The sequence below is a fragment of the Acidovorax sp. NO-1 genome (assembly GCF_000238595.1).
Classification (GTDB): domain Bacteria; phylum Pseudomonadota; class Gammaproteobacteria; order Burkholderiales; family Burkholderiaceae_C; genus Acidovorax.
Genome location: NZ_AGTS01000161.1, coordinates 1 through 13,722 on the forward strand (window position 1 = coordinate 1; position 13,722 = coordinate 13,722).

Here is a 13,722-nt window from a genome sequence, read left to right on the forward strand (position 1 = left end):
TAAAAAAGGCCACCAGCGCTTATCCAGAAAGCGCCAGCAGCTATCTTTTTTGTAGCATCAAGGCGCTATGACAGGGATATCGGCCACGTTGCGCGGTTTGCCGATCGGCGCCGATGCCTGGCCCTTCTGCACGGCCGCAATGTCTTCCTCGCTGGGGTAGACGCCCGTCAACCAGTAGTCAAACACCCGCCGCGCGATCGGCGCCGCGTGCGCGGAGCCAAACCCGGCGTTCTCCACGATGAGCGCCAACGCGATCGTGGGGGCATCTGCCGGTGCGAACGCCGCGTACAGCGAGTGGTCACGCTGGTGCTCTTCCATGGCCTTGGCGTTGTACTTCACGTTGCGCCCCAGGCTCACGGCCTGCGCCGTGCCCGTTTTGCCCCCGGCGGTGTAGGGAGCACCCGCAAACACGCGGGTGCCCGTGCCACCCTTGTTCACCGCCACCATGGCATCGCGCACGATCTGCACGTTGCGCGGGTCGTAGCCCAGGTTCTCGCCCGGCGGCTGCTCGATCTCGGTGATGGCCCCGGTGACCGCGTTCTTCACCGCCTTGGCCAGGTGCGGCCGATGGCGGATACCGCCATTGACCATGGTGGCCTGCGCCAGCGCCAGCTGCAGCATGGTGAAGTTGTTGTAGCCCTGGCCAATGCCCAGCGACACGGTTTCGCCGGGGAACCAGCGCTTCATGTCGGGGCGCTTGTAGGCGTTGCGCTTCCAGCTGGTGCTGGGCAAGGTGCCGCGCAGCTCGCCGTTCAGGTCGATGCCGGTGATCTGCCCGAAGCCCAGCGGCGCCATGAAGTCATGGATGGCATCCACCCCCATTTCCACGGCCAGCGAATAGAAGTACGTGTTGCTGGAGAACTGGATGGCGCGGTGCATGTCCACCCCGCCCAGCCCCCCTTCGTGGCTGCGGAAGATGTTTCCGCCAAAGGTGTAGTAGCCCGGATCGTTGACCACCTGGCTGGCCGAGCGCTTGCCCAGCTCCAGCGCAGCCAGCGCCATGAAGGGCTTGTAGGTGGAGCCCGGCGGGTAGGCGCCGCGCAAGGCCCGGTTGAGCAGCGGCTTGTCGATCGACTCGTTGAGCGCCGTCCAGTTCTCGACGTCGATCCCCTCCACGAAAAGGTTGGGATCAAACGTGGGCATGCTGACCAGCGCCAGCACCTCGCCGTTGCGCGGATCAATGGCCACCAGCGCGCCCCGCCGGTTGCCGTACAGCTCTTCAATGAGCTTTTGCAGCTTGATGTCGATGGACAGCATCACGCTGTCGCCCGGCGTGGCGGCGTGGCTGGACAGCTTGCGCACCGCGCGCCCCCCGGCGGAGGTCTCCATCTGCTCCACGCCCGTGGTGCCGTGCAGTGCGGCTTCAAAACTCTGCTCGATGCCCAGCTTGCCGATGTGCTCGGTGCCGCGGTAGTTGGCTTCGTCCTCCGAGTCCTGGATACGCGCCTTCTCGGCCTGGTTGATGCGGCCGATGTAGCCAATGGCGTGCGCGCCCACGTCCCCCAGCGGGTAATTGCGAAACAGCCGCGCCTTGATATCCACCCCTGGAAACCGGTAGCGCTGCGCGGTAAACCGCGCCACCTCTTCATCTGTCAGGCGGGTGCGGATGGGCAGGGATTCAAAATTGCGCGACTCCTCCATGAGGCGCTTGAAGCGGCGTCGGTCGCGGGTCTGGATCTCCACGACGCTGGCCAGCGCATCGATGGTGTCGTCCAGGTCGCGCACGCGCGAGGGTGTGATCTCCAGCGTGTAGGCCGAATAGTTGGTGGCCAGCACCACGCCATTGCGGTCGAGGATGAGCCCGCGGTTGGGCACGATGGGCACCACCGCCGTGCGGTTGCTCTCGGCCTGCGCGGCCAGGTCATCGTGCCGCACCACCTGCAGAAACACCAGGCGGGCGGCGACCAGGCAAAAAGCAAAAAACACCACAGCGCCGATGACCAGCGCCCGGGTCCGAAAGCGCGAGACGTCAGCCTCGCTGCTGCGCACTTCAGTCATGCCACGCCCCAGGGGCAGACACGCCCGCAGCACGCCGCACTCGGCGAGGCCAGGTTGGTGGGCAGGTAAACCACGTCAGGCATGCTGCTACAAGGGCCGGTTCTGATCGCTGTCGGGCGGCCGGCGCTGCGGTGCCAGCAGCACCCAGCTGGCCAGCGGCCAGAGCAGGGCCTCCAGCACCGGCGCCAGAAAACTCCACAGCCCCGGAAATATGCCCCCGGCCACCATCCGCAGCAAGAGCTCCACGGCGTGCGCCAGCACAAACAGGGGAAGCACCTGCAGCGCCTGCGAAGGCACGCTGAACCACAGCAGCCGGCGATGAATGGCAATGGCGCCAAATGACAGCACGGTATAGGACAACGCATGCTGGCCCAGCAGGGCAGACTGGCTCACGTCCATGCACAGCCCCAGGAAGAACGCCACGCCCATGCCAATGCGCGCTGGCTGGTGAACGCCCCAGAACACCAGCAGCAGCATCAGCACATCGGGCGCCCAGACAATGCGCCCCAGCGGGAGCATGTTGATGGCCAGGCCCGCTGCCAGGCTGGCGGCGATGAACACCGGATTGACCGGCAGCAACAGCGGTTCGCCGCGCGGCATGATCATGGCGCACCTCCTGCCGACCCGGTGACCGGGCCACTCGCACAGCCAGTGCGCGCGGACAATGTAGCGCCCGGCAGCGCCCAGGGCATCGACGCAACCGCACTCATCCCTTGCGCCCTCCCCGCTTGGCTGGGGCGGGATGTTCAGGCTCGGGCCGCGGCAGCGTGTTTTCGGCCAGCGGCTGCAGCACCACCACATGGCGCACACCCTGCACCTGCGCCAGTGGCATGCAATAGACGCGGGCGAAGGCAGAGTCTGCACGGCGCTCTACCCGCACCACACGGGCCACAGGCAGGCCCGAGGGGTACAGCCCGTCGACGCCACTGGTGGTCAGCAGGTCGCCTTCGCGCACATCGGCATTGGCGGGCATGAATCGCAGCTCCATGCCACCGTCATGGCCGGCCACCGGATCCCCATACGCCACGCCGCGCGCACCCGTGCGCACATTCAGTACCGGAATGGCCTGGTCGCGATCCACCACCAGGGTGACTTCGCTCACCAGCGGAAACACCCGTGTGACCTGGCCCAGCACGCCCGCCTCGTCCATCACCGGCGAGCCCGGCACCACGCCGCCGATCTGGCCCCGGTCTATCACCACGCGGCGCGTGTAGGGGTCGGCGGTGTCATAGATCACCTCGGCAGCCTGCGCGGGGGTGTCCAGGCGGTCGCGCAGCGCAAGCAGCTGGCGCAGCCGCCCGTTTTCGAGGGCCAGCTGTTCCGCCTGGTGGGCGCGCTGGCCCATCGTGGTCATGCTCTTGCGCGCCGCGTCCAGCTCTTGCTGCGCCACCTGCAGCGACTGGAAATACCCGGCGCCGTGGTGGGCCAGCTCCACGGGCTTGAGCATCAGCCACTGCACGGGGTAAAGCACCGTTCCCACCACCTGACGGAAAGGGTCGGTGATCTGGAACCGCGCATCGGCCACCATGAGAAAAACCGACAGGGCGCTGTAGACGGCCAGACGCGACAGGGCCGAAGGGCCCTGTTTGAAGAAAGGGGGAGCGCTGCGCTCCAGAGTACCCAGGGGCATGGTGCGCAGCGGTCAGGATCTGCCGCGGGGAGCGGGCTCCACGGACGGGTGCTCAGAAACAGGCATTGGAGCAGATGCAGTCGTGCAATTCAGAGCGCAAAAAAAGTGCCTGCAGCATACAGGCCTGCCGACTTACTCGCTCGTGAAAATGCTGCCCAGGCGGTCCATGCGCTCCAGGGCGATGCCGCAGCCGCGCACCACGCAGGTCAGCGGGTCTTCGGCCACCAGCACAGGCAGGCCGGTTTCTTCGGCCAGCAGGCGGTCCAGGTCGCGCAGCAGCGCGCCGCCGCCAGTGAGCATCATGCCGCGGTCGGCAATGTCGGCGCCCAGCTCGGGGGGGGTTTGTTCCAGCGCGTTCTTCACGGCCGAGACGATCTGGTTGAGCGGGTCCGTCAGGGCTTCCAGCACTTCATTGCTGGAGATGGTGAAGCTGCGTGGCACGCCCTCGGACAGGTTGCGGCCCTTGACTTCCATTTCGCGCACTTCGGAGCCGGGGAAGGCCGAGCCGATGTTCTTCTTGATGGCTTCGGCGGTAGGCTCGCCGATCAGCATGCCGTAGTTGCGGCGGATGTAGCTGATGATGGCTTCGTCGAACTTGTCGCCACCCACACGCACGCTGCCCTTGTAGACCATGCCGCCCAGCGAGATCACGCCGACCTCGGTGGTGCCGCCGCCGATGTCCACCACCATGGAGCCCGAGGCTTCCGACACGGGCAAACCGGCGCCGATACCGGCCGCCATGGGCTCTTCGATCAGGTAGACCGCCGTGGCGCCTGCGGCCTCGGCCGCATCCTTGATGGCGCGGCGCTCGACCTGGGTGGAGCCGCAGGGCACGCAGATGATGATGCGCGGGCTGGGGGTGAACAGCGTGCGCGGGTGCACCATCTTGATGAACTGCTTGATCATCTGCTCGGTGATCACGAAGTCGGCGATCACGCCGTCCTTCATCGGGCGGATGGCTTCGATGTTGCCGGGCACCTTGCCCAGCATGGCCTTGGCCTCGTGGCCTACGGCCTGGATGACTTTCTTGCCGTGGGGGCCGCCTTCGTGGCGGATGGCGACTACCGAGGGTTCGTCGAGGACGATGCCTTTGTCGCGGGCGAAGATGAGGGTGTTGGCTGTGCCAAGGTCAATGGCCAGGTCGGTGGAGAAATACCGACGGAAAGCTCCGAACATTCAAAAATCCTCTCGGGCACAGCATGCGCATCGGCCTGCCATCGCCAGGTATTTAGGGGGGTGTTTATGGGCTTTTTTCACGCAATTGACTCCCATTTACGGAGCTTTGCGGCAAAGCCGGGATAATACCCCATCCCCTGTGAATAACTCCCCGCGGCGCGGCCCTCGGCACAGCTTTACTTCTGGTTTCTTTCAATTTCCCTCCCTATGGCACTGACCCCCCAGGACATCGGCCGGATCGCCAATTTGGCACGGCTTGAGCTGACACCTTCCGAAAGTGAGCGCATGCTCACACAGCTCAACGGCTTCTTTGACATCGTGGAACAGATGCGGGCTGTGGATACCTCGGGCGTCACGCCCCTGGCCCACCCCGTGGCCGCCATCCAGGACGTGGCCCTGCGGCTTCGCGAGGACGTGGCCAGCGAGCCCAACCAGCGCGAAGCCAACCAGCAAAGCGCCCCCGCCGTCGAACGAGGCCTGTTCCTCGTGCCCAAAGTGATCGAGTAAGAGCCCCGCCGCATGACTTCCACCGCATTGCATGACCTGAGCGTGGCCCAGCTGGCCACCGAGCTGCGCGAGCGCCGCGTCTCGGCCGTCGAGGCCGCCCAGCATTTCCTCGCCCGCGCACAGGCCCACCAGAACCTGGGCGCCTACGTGGCCGTGAACCCGGACATCACCCTGGCCCAGGCCCGCGCGCAGGACGCCGCCATCGCCGCAGGCACCGCCGGCCCGCTGGCGGGCGTGCCGATTGCGCACAAGGACATCTTTGTCACCAAGGATTTCCCCAGCACCGCCGGCTCCAAGATGCTCGCAGGCTACCAGTCACCGTTTGACGCCACCGTGGTCACCAAGCTGGCCGATGCGGGCGCCGTCACTTTAGGCAAGCTCAACTGCGATGAGTTCGCCATGGGCTCGGCCAACGAGAACTCCGCCGTCGCCCCCGTGGGCTTTGACGCCCCCGCCCCGGTGCGCAACCCCTGGGCCACCGACCGCATCCCGGGCGGCTCGTCCGGCGGCAGCGCCGTGGCCGTGGCCGCGCGCCTGGCCCCGGCCGTCACCGGCACCGACACCGGCGGGTCCATCCGGCAGCCCGCATCGTTTTGCGGCATCACCGGCATCAAGCCGACCTATGGCCGCGCCAGCCGCTACGGCATGATCGCGTTTGCCTCCAGCCTTGACCAGGCCGGCCCCATGGCCCGCTCAGCCGAAGACTGCGCGCTGCTGCTGTCCGCCATGTGCGGCCCCGACCCGGACCGCGACTCCACGTCGCTCGACGTGCCCGCCGAGAACTTCAGCGCCAAGCTCAATGACAGCATCGATGGCCTGCGCATCGGCATCCCCGCCGAGTTCTTTGGCGAAGGCCTGGCGCCCGATGTGCGCGCCGCCGTAGATGGTGCCCTGAAGGAATACGAGAAGCTCGGCGCCAAGCTCGTGCCCATCAGCCTGCCGCGCACGCAGCTGTCCATTCCGGTCTACTACATCATTGCCCCGGCCGAGGCGTCGTCCAACCTCTCCCGCTTTGACGGCGTGAAGTTCGGCCACCGCGCCAAGGACTACACCGATCTGGTAGACATGTACAAAAAGACCCGCGCCGAAGGTTTTGGCGACGAGGTCAAGCGCCGCATCATGATCGGCGCCTATGTGCTGAGCCACGGCTACTACGACGCCTACTACCTGCAGGCGCAGAAGATCCGCCGCATGATCGCTGACGACTTCCAGAATGCCTTCAAGGACTGCGATGTCATCGCTGGCCCCGTGGCCCCCACCGTAGCCTGGAAGCTGGGCGACCACGGCAACGACCCGCTGGCCGACTACCTGGCCGACATCTTCACCCTGCCCGGCTCGCTGGCCGGCCTGCCCGGCATGAGCGTGCCCGCCGGTTTTGGCGAGGGCGGCCTGCCCGTGGGCCTGCAGCTGATCGGCAACTACTTCCAGGAAGCCCGCCTTCTGAACGCTGCACACCGCCTGCAGCAAGCCACCGACTTCCACCTCCGCCGTCCGGAGGGCTTCTGACATGACCGCCAAACTGATCCACGGCTACGAAGTCGTCATCGGCTTCGAAACCCACACCCAGCTCGCAACCCAGAGCAAGATCTTCAGCCGCGCGCCCACCGCCTTTGGCGCCGAGCCCAACACGCAAGCCTGCGCGGTGGACCTGGCCCTGCCCGGCACCCTGCCCGTGATGAACCGCGAGGCCGTGGCCTGCGCTATCAAATTGGGACTGGCACTCGGCTCCCACATTGCGCCCGTGAGCATTTTCGCGCGCAAGAACTACTTCTACCCTGACCTGCCCAAGGGTTACCAGATCAGCCAGTTCGAGATCCCGGTGGTGCAGGGCGGCGAGGTCGAGTTCTTTCTGGGTGACGAGAAGAAGACCGTGCGCCTGGTGCGCGCCCACCTCGAAGAAGACGCTGGCAAATCGCTGCATGAAGACTTCATCGGTCAGAGCGGCATCGACCTGAACCGCGCGGGCACGCCGCTCCTGGAGATCGTGACCGAACCCGACATGCGCTCGTCCGACGAAGCCGTGGCCTACGCCAAAGAGCTGCACAAGATCGTGACCTGGATCGGCATCTGCGACGGCAACATGCAGGAAGGCAGCTTCCGCTGCGACGCCAACGTGTCGGTGCGCAAGCCCGGCCAGCCGCTGGGCACGCGCCGCGAGATCAAGAACCTGAACTCGTTCAAGTTCATGCAGCAGGCCATCGACTACGAAATCCGCTGGCAGATCGAGCAGATCGAAGACGGCCACGCGATCCAGCAGGCCACCGTGCTGTTCGACCCGGACACGGGCGAAACGCGTGCGATGCGCACCAAGGAAGATGCGGCGGACTACCGCTATTTCCCCGACCCTGACCTGCCTCCGCTACACATTTCAGAGCAGTGGGTGCAGGAAGAACGGGCGCAAATGGCCGAATTGCCCCGCACCATGGCGGCACGGTTTGTGGCGGACTACGGCCTGCCCGAGTACGACGCCACCACGCTCACGCAGAGCAAGGCCATGGCGGCGTACTTTGAAGCGGCGGCCAAGGCCTGCGGCCAGCCCAAGCTGGCCAGCAACTGGATCATGGGCGAAGTGTCTCGCCGCCTGAACATGGCGGAGACCGGTATCGAGCAGGCCCCCGTCACGGCAACTCAGCTGGCAGCATTGATCGGCCGCATTGCCGACGGCACGATCTCCAACAACGCTGCCAAGCAGGTGTTTGATGCGCTGTGGACCGGGGAATCGAACGATGTGGATGCCGTCATCGAATCCAAGGGCCTCAAGCAGATGAACGACTCCGGCGCGCTGGAGAAGATCATCGACGAAGTGATTGCCGCCAACCCCGACAACGTGGCGCAGTTCCGCGCGGGCAAGGACAAGGCCTTCAACGCGCTGGTGGGCCAGATCATGAAGGCCAGCAAGGGCAAGGCCAATCCGACGCAGGTCAACGAACTTCTGCGCGCCAGGCTCGCGGGCTGAAACCGGACGCTGCCAGGGCGCACGCCGCCAGCACAAAGGGGCCCCAGGGCCCCTTTGTTGTGTGTGCGTCTGCCGCGTGTCTGACTAGCGCGAAGCGGCAGGGGCCGCCGGTGTCTCGCTCGCGGGGGTGGTGGCAATCACCGGGGGTGACCGCTGCGCATCCCACAGCTTGCGCAGCTGGGCGAGCTCGGTGTCAAAACGGGCGTGCACACGGCGCTTTTCCTGGTCCTGCCCCGCGATGAAGCGCTGCTGCTCGGCCACAATTTCTTCGTTTTCAGCCATCTTGCGGCGCAGGGTCATGGGCGCCTTGTTGGGGTCCTTCTTGTAGAACTCCATTTCCACGTCCAGCTTCTTGCGCTCGGCCTGGAGTTCGGTAATCCGCTTCTCTGCGGTGGCCGTAACGTCGTCCACCAGCTGAATGGCCGCCGCCCGTTCGACATCATGGGCGGCTTTGTCGGGGTAGCGCGCCACCAGCACACGTTCGCGGCGGCGCTCTTCGACCACGCGGGCACGCTCTTCGGCCTCCTTGCGGCGCTGGGCCTCCAGGGCCGTCCGTTCAATCTCGGTGAGCGAGGGGCCAATCTGTCGGCGCGTGGTGCCCGAGGGGCTGAGTTCGCGCTGTTCGCGGTCCAGGCATTCGGGGATGGGCCGGTCCGCGGTGAGTCGGCGCCCGTTGCGGTCCACGCAGGTGTAAATGCTGCCGGACGCCCCCTGGGGCTGCGCAGCGGCGAACTCTGCGCCCATGAGGAGCAGCACCAACCCACCGGTGACCCACGCCGACTTGCTCACAAATCATTGCCCTTCGTTAACACCATACCGCTGGCGATAGGCCAGCACTTTTTCGTGATGGGAGCGCATCCCCTCTTCCCCGTTCTGCGAGAGGTACAGCAATAAGTCTGCCAGCCTGGCAATCGCACACACCTGCATGCCCAGCTGGTTGCGCACATACTGCACAGCGCTGTGGTCCACGTCTTGGCCATTCTCGGTGGCTTTTTCCTGGCGGTCCAGCGCAATGGCTACCGCGTGGGGCGTGGCGCCTGCCGCCTTGATGATGGCGATGGACTCGCGGGCCGCAGTCCCGGCCGACATCACATCGTCCACGATGAGCACCCGGCCCTTGAGCGGAGCACCGACCAGCGTGCCGCCCTCACCATGGTCCTTGGCCTCCTTGCGGTTGTAGGCAAAGGGCACGTTGCGGCCCAGGCGCGCCAGCTCCACAGCCACGGTGGCAGCCAGCGGGATGCCCTTGTAGGCGGGGCCGAAAACCATGTCGAACTCGATGCCGCTGGCCAGCAGGGCTTTTGCATAGAATTCCGCGAGCCGCCCGATCTTGCGGCCATCGTCGAACAGCCCTGCGTTGAAAAAGTACGGGCTCAGGCGCCCTGCCTTGGTCTTGAATTCACCAAACCGCAGCACGCCCGACTCCACAGCAAAACGGACGAAATCCTGCGCCAGCTGGCCCTGTTCGGGGGTTTGCACGCCAACATCCACCATGGGGAAATCCTTGTTCAAGTTAACCAGCCTCAATCTCAATGGCATCCGCTCGGCCACCAGCAAAGGCGTGGAAAGCTGGATGGCAGCCACGCGGCCGGATTGTATTTGTGTGCAGGAAGTGAAGGCCCAGGCGGCCGACATGGCCAACCGGTTCGAGCGCATGGCGGGCCTGCAGGGCCACTTCCACTTTGCGCAGAAGAAGGGCTATTCCGGTGTAGGCATCTACACGCGCCACGAGCCGTCGGATGTAGTCATAGGCTATGGGTCTGCAGAATTCGATACAGAAGGCCGATATGTGGAGCTGCGCTTTGACACGCCGGTGCGCAGGCTGTCGATCATCAGCGCGTACTTTCCCAGTGGCTCCTCGGGCGAAGAACGCCAGCAGGCCAAGTTCCGCTTCCTGGCAGAGATGCATCCGCACCTCATGCGCCTGAAGGCCGAGCGCGATTTCATCCTGTGCGGCGACATCAACATTGCGCATCAGCAAATCGACCTCAAAAACTGGCGCAGCAACCAGAAAAACAGTGGTTTTTTACCCGAAGAGCGGGCCTGGATGACAAAGTTGTTGCACACAACTGATGAAGGCGGCGGCATCATAGACGTTTACCGACAGTTACAACCCACCGCGACCGACACCGCCTACACATGGTGGAGCAACCGGGGGCAGGCCTATGCCAACAACGTGGGTTGGCGTCTGGACTAGATAGTACGGCAAAAAACCCGCAAAATATGGGCATGATTTCCACCCGTGTCTATTCCTATCGCCGTTTCTCATCGGGCCGCCAAGCCCACGGACATAGTCTGGAACGGCAGACCGCATCGGCGCGAGCTTGGTGCGTGGAACACGGCCACGAGCTTGACGAGGAGTTCGAGCTATCTGACATAGCGACCTCGGCGTACACGGGGAAAAACGCGACGGACGGAGCGCTCGCAGCGTTCCTCCTGGCTGCCAAGGGCGGGAAGGTGCCCAGCGGCTCCATCTTGCTGGTCGAAAGCCTAGATCGGCTATCTCGGAACCATCTCACGGAAGCTATTGCCCTGCTTACGTCGATTGTCCAAGCTGGCGTGAGGGTTGTCTCGTTGCTTGATGGCAAGGAGTGGAACCGAGACAACATCAACGACACCATGAACTTCATGATGTCCGTACTGTTGTTCGCCCGGGCTCACGAAGAAAGCGCTACAAAGGCGAAGCGGGTAAGAGCGGCCTTTGCGAAGAAGCGAGACGCTGGCTTGGCGGTTGTTTCTCACGGACATGGGCCGGGATGGGCGCACCCACGGGAGGACCGTGAAGGGTGGGAGCTTGACGAAGCCAAAGCGGAGTCCGTGCGGAAAGTCTTTGAGCATGTGGCGGGTGGGCTGGGAGGCATAGCCATAGCGAGAATCGCCAATGCCGAAGGGTGGACGCTTCCATGGCGGGACCGAGCCAACACAAATACGCGTTGGGAGCACACACAGGTCAGCCGGTTGGTCCGCGACCGTCGCGTGTTGGGAGAGTGGCAGCCCAAGCAAATGGTCGAAGGCTCGCTGGAAGCACTCGGCGATCCCGTACTCGACTACTTCCCCCGTGTCATCACCGATGAGCTCTGGGGGAAAGTGCATGTCGCTCTGGACAACCGTACCGGGATACCACGCATACGCGGTGTTAAGGCTGACGTTTTGGCGGGCCTCTTCTATTGCAAGTGTGGGGAGAAGATGCAGCGCAAAGCCCCTTGGAAGCGAGGCTATGCCCGCTACTACTGCCTTGGTCAAATTGCGGGCAAAAGTGACTGCCGAGCCATCAGTGAAGCAGCCATCATCGACCACGGATTCTCTTGGTTGGCAACGTTGGAGTTTGGCCAGTTCCAAGAAACCGAAGCGCTGAGGCTTGCACGTGCGGCTATCGACGAAGCAGTGGCCAAGCTGGCGGAACTCGACGAACGCGCCGCGCGGTTCATGGATGCAATCGAGGCAGGCAGCGGCCAGGGCATCAAGCTCATCACCGAACGTCTGCGGCATATTGAAGCCGAACAGGACGCTCTGCAAGCAGTGCTCACCCAGCGTCGAGCAGAGTTGGCGGCTGCTCCAAAAGCAGGGGTGGACTTCGGCGCGCTTTTCGCTTACGACGTTCGGGCGGCTGTGGCGGACAAAGACGCAGTCAAAGAGCGGCACCGCATCGCGACCGCACTGAACCGACTACTAATCAAGGTAGTGTGGGACCCACGCGGCCACCTGCTGATGTACACCAGGGACGGGAACATGGCTGCCTACCTATTCCAAGAAGGAGAGCTGGACAGAGCACCCCGGCGTGATCGAAGTGCAGGGCACTAGCAGAAGTCGTGATTACCGCTGTTTCCACTATCTTCAAGAGGTGCCTGAGCGCTTCGCCGGTGGCCCTGCCAATAGCTTATCTAGCGCAACACCAGGTTTGATGCCGCATGCCTGGCACCAGCGTGCATAGAGCAACACATCCACGAAATTTTCTCCACGTTCGAGCTTGGACACATAAGACTGCCCAACGCCAAGGGCGACCGCCATCTGCTCCTGGGTAAGTCCAGAATGCCGCCTTAATTCGCGAAGTAACGCACGGATTTCGTCGTAATCGACGTGATACAGAGAGGTGTCCATGCCTCCCATCGTTTAGTCTGCCAAGCCGAGATTGGTCTAGGGGCGTACTTTCCAGTTGTTCGTCAGGGCAGTCATGCGTCGGGCGCCTTCTCATCTTTGGGCCAGTTGCCTGATGCGCTGCTGCCGGAATTCAGGCATCAGGCGCATCACTTGCTGGAACGCCAACCCATTTGCTAGCTTGGTTGCTCATCAAGGAGCAACATGCAAACATCAAAACCCCAGACGAGTGGCAAACCAAAACGCCGTAGCGATCAACGCCGAATCGCCGCCACAACCCTGCGTCACGCAGTGGATTACATGGACCACGCGCCGGTATGGCCAGCGCCCATTTGCGCACAAGGACTGTTCCGCCCCACGCAGAACGGTGCTGCTGCTCAGCCACTGGAAGTGCGTTTCTCATCCTTTATTCGGAATCACTCGTTTGACTATGTCGTGCGCTGCCGGCAGGCGCTGAACATCACCGACCAATCGCTCTACTTCCATCTTTGCCAGCTCGCAGCTTCGAGCAAAGAAGAGCGCGTGACCGAGGCTCATGGTATGTACGAAACATATCAGTCGGTGCTAGGGGCAAGCGGCTTTGGCGCAGACTCCGCCCTGACAGTTGTGAAGGCCAAACCGTCTGACCTTGCGGCAGGCATCGGCCTTACCCGCACAGGTACCAATACGCAATCCGTTTTGGCCTCCCTCAATCGCCTTTCGCAGACCACGATGGAGAGACGGCTGATGACCGGCGGTGCCGTTGCCGAGCATGGCTCCACCAAGTTCCTGGGATTGCTGTGTTTCGATGGAGAGGTGCATATCGTCCTGCACACCGAGTCCGGCTTCTTGGCGCGCAAGGTCGATGGTGAGGTGCACCGGGGAGTGTCATGGATCAACATGCGCGAGCAACGGCGCCTCGCTGGCAAGCCCGCCAAACGCCTACATGCATGGCTGTCCGCCTGGGCATCACCCGTCGAGCGCAGACTGGTCTCCCTGGACAAGCTCTTGATCAAGGTGTGGGGCGAAGTACCTTCGACACCCGCCATTCGAAAGGCCAGAATGCATACCCTTCGCGGAGCCGTGAAGGAGGTAGGCGAACTGTCGGGATGGACCTGTATCCTTGGCGACGATGGCGGCAGCGTGATTGCACGCAAGCCGCTGTTCGTGGGCACGCCGGCGCAGGCAGCCAAGAACCAGACCATCGCCACCGATCCGCTGCTGGCTGCGGACGCTGCAACGACAACCCAGAGCGTTGGAACGACAACCAAAGTCGCTGCGACCCCAACCAAAGTCGCTGCAACGACAACCGCCGTTTTGGCGAAACCAGCGCCCAGCCTGGATTCTGACGAGCTTGTGTTCGCGCTTTAAGACCACCTAG

General features: G+C 63.7%; 13 protein-coding genes. 6 read left to right on the top strand and 7 right to left on the bottom strand.

Annotated elements, in window-relative coordinates:
* Positions 1-57 precede the first annotated feature (57 nt).
* From mrdA to KYG_RS23120, 4 genes are all read right to left on the bottom strand, one after another.
* Positions 58-1,998 carry a penicillin-binding protein 2 gene (gene mrdA / locus KYG_RS23105; protein ID WP_008907361.1) on the bottom strand — a complete coding sequence of 647 codons (1,941 nt, stop codon included), beginning with the start codon at positions 1,996-1,998 and terminating at the stop codon, positions 58-60.
* 87 nt (positions 1,999-2,085) lie between these two features.
* Positions 2,086-2,604: a rod shape-determining protein MreD gene (gene mreD, locus KYG_RS23110; RefSeq protein ID WP_008907362.1), complete on the bottom strand. Its 519-nt coding sequence runs from the start codon at positions 2,602-2,604 to the stop codon at positions 2,086-2,088.
* Positions 2,605-2,704: 100 nt separating this feature from the next.
* Positions 2,705-3,628: a rod shape-determining protein MreC gene (mreC, locus tag KYG_RS23115; protein WP_008907363.1), complete on the bottom strand. Its 924-nt coding sequence runs from the start codon at positions 3,626-3,628 to the stop codon at positions 2,705-2,707.
* A 132-nt stretch (positions 3,629-3,760) separates the two neighbouring features.
* On the bottom strand, positions 3,761-4,804 hold the full coding sequence (locus KYG_RS23120; RefSeq protein WP_008907364.1) for a rod shape-determining protein: 1,044 nt from the start codon (positions 4,802-4,804) through the stop codon (positions 3,761-3,763).
* 207 nt (positions 4,805-5,011) lie between these two features.
* Here KYG_RS23120 and gatC point away from each other — a divergent pair, with 207 nt between their 5' ends.
* From gatC to gatB, 3 genes are read left to right on the top strand one after another with little or no spacing between them, the layout of a single operon-like run.
* Positions 5,012-5,311 carry an Asp-tRNA(Asn)/Glu-tRNA(Gln) amidotransferase subunit GatC gene (gene gatC, locus KYG_RS23125; protein ID WP_008907365.1) on the top strand — a complete coding sequence of 100 codons (300 nt, stop codon included), beginning with the start codon at positions 5,012-5,014 and terminating at the stop codon, positions 5,309-5,311.
* A gap of 12 nt (positions 5,312-5,323) precedes the next feature.
* Positions 5,324-6,817, top strand: a complete 1,494-nt coding sequence (gatA, locus tag KYG_RS23130; protein WP_008907366.1) for an Asp-tRNA(Asn)/Glu-tRNA(Gln) amidotransferase subunit GatA — start codon at positions 5,324-5,326, stop codon at positions 6,815-6,817.
* A gap of 1 nt (position 6,818) precedes the next feature.
* Positions 6,819-8,267: an Asp-tRNA(Asn)/Glu-tRNA(Gln) amidotransferase subunit GatB gene (gene gatB, locus KYG_RS23135; protein ID WP_008907367.1), complete on the top strand. Its 1,449-nt coding sequence runs from the start codon at positions 6,819-6,821 to the stop codon at positions 8,265-8,267.
* 84 nt (positions 8,268-8,351) lie between these two features.
* Here gatB and KYG_RS23140 read toward each other — a convergent pair whose 3' ends face one another.
* Positions 8,352-9,056: a hypothetical protein gene (locus KYG_RS23140; RefSeq protein ID WP_008907368.1), complete on the bottom strand. Its 705-nt coding sequence runs from the start codon at positions 9,054-9,056 to the stop codon at positions 8,352-8,354.
* A 3-nt stretch (positions 9,057-9,059) separates the two neighbouring features.
* Positions 9,060-9,761, bottom strand: coding sequence for an orotate phosphoribosyltransferase (pyrE, locus tag KYG_RS23145; RefSeq protein WP_008907369.1), 702 nt, complete (start codon positions 9,759-9,761; stop codon positions 9,060-9,062).
* A gap of 10 nt (positions 9,762-9,771) precedes the next feature.
* Here pyrE and KYG_RS23150 point away from each other — a divergent pair, with 10 nt between their 5' ends.
* Both KYG_RS23150 and KYG_RS23155 read left to right on the top strand, forming a co-directional pair.
* Positions 9,772-10,464, top strand: coding sequence for an exodeoxyribonuclease III (locus KYG_RS23150; protein WP_034696038.1), 693 nt, complete (start codon positions 9,772-9,774; stop codon positions 10,462-10,464).
* 32 nt (positions 10,465-10,496) lie between these two features.
* Entirely contained in the window at positions 10,497-12,068 is a 1,572-nt protein-coding gene (locus tag KYG_RS23155) for a recombinase family protein (RefSeq protein WP_160165362.1), read from the top strand.
* A 33-nt stretch (positions 12,069-12,101) separates the two neighbouring features.
* On the opposite strand, the gene KYG_RS24160 is transcribed toward KYG_RS23155, so the two are convergent.
* A complete protein-coding gene (locus tag KYG_RS24160) occupies positions 12,102-12,365 on the bottom strand; it encodes a helix-turn-helix domain-containing protein (protein WP_008907372.1) in 264 nt (87 codons plus the stop codon).
* Positions 12,366-12,566: 201 nt separating this feature from the next.
* On the opposite strand from KYG_RS24160, the gene repC reads away from it, so the two are divergent.
* Positions 12,567-13,712 carry a replication protein C, IncQ-type gene (repC, locus tag KYG_RS23160; protein WP_085942661.1) on the top strand — a complete coding sequence of 382 codons (1,146 nt, stop codon included), beginning with the start codon at positions 12,567-12,569 and terminating at the stop codon, positions 13,710-13,712.
* The last annotated feature ends 10 nt before the right edge of the window (positions 13,713-13,722 follow it).